The 908-nt window shown below is 47.9% G+C and carries 1 protein-coding gene; it reads left to right on the forward strand.

Translation table 11 applies throughout. From position 1 onward, the window contains the following. Positions 1-105: 105 nt before the first annotated feature. Positions 106-908: IS256 family transposase (locus B1748_RS36205; protein WP_087572807.1), on the forward strand; the 803-nt coding region annotated here is incomplete at its 3' end.

Below are 908 nucleotides of genomic sequence, written 5' to 3' on the forward strand. Positions count from 1 at the left end.
GATGAAGTAAAATAGTTTGTGTACCAACATTTGGAGCCTTCACAGGCAACAAAAAAGTAGGGTATCCTCGGGATTGCTGAGATCACCAAGAAGGAGCCCTACTCGATGACTACTATACCCGAAAATGCGTTCAATGATCTACTTGAAAATGCTGTAACTAAACTTGTGCAGGAGAAATTGGAACTGCTCCTGCGTGAAGAAATTAAAAATTACATTAGTAACGAACACCAAGGACCGCGTACGACGTTAAATGGCAACTACAAGCGCACGTATCAAACGCGCTATGGCACTATCAATGAACTTCAAGTGCCTCGAGACCGCAAAGGATATTTTCAAACTCGCCTGTTCCAGCCCTACCAGCGTCGTGAAGGTTGGCTTGAAGAAGCCATTATTCACATGTACAAAGGCGGAATGAGCACACGAGAAGTCGCAAAATTTGTGGAAAGCATGTTTGGTTCGCAGTACTCGCCGACCACCGTCAGCAACATTACCCATACGGTCATGGAAGATATTGAGCAGTGGCAGAAACGTCCGCTTGAGAAACGCTATTCTGTCATCTACCTCGATGGCCTTTATGTGAAGCTGAAGCGCAACACGGTCAGCAGTGAAGCGGTTTATTTGGCCATGGGCATCGACGAGAAGGGCATTCGCCAAATCCTGGGCTTCTACATTGGTGGCCACGAGAGCTCGAATGGCTGGCGCGAGGTTCTTAAGGACCTCAAGAATCGCGGGGCTACCGACGTATTGCTAGGTGTCTTCGACGGCTTGCCAGGCCTTGAAGAGGCCTTTCGTGAAATATACCCCAAAGCCGATGTTCAGCATTGCGTTGTCCACAAAGTACGTGCTACCTTTCCAAAGATCCGTGTAGTCGACAAAACCGAGTTCTTGGATGACTTGAAGCTGGTGTA

The organism is Paenibacillus sp. MY03, assembly GCF_002165585.1.
GTDB classification, from domain to species: Bacteria; Bacillota; Bacilli; order Paenibacillales; family Paenibacillaceae; genus Pristimantibacillus; species Pristimantibacillus agaridevorans.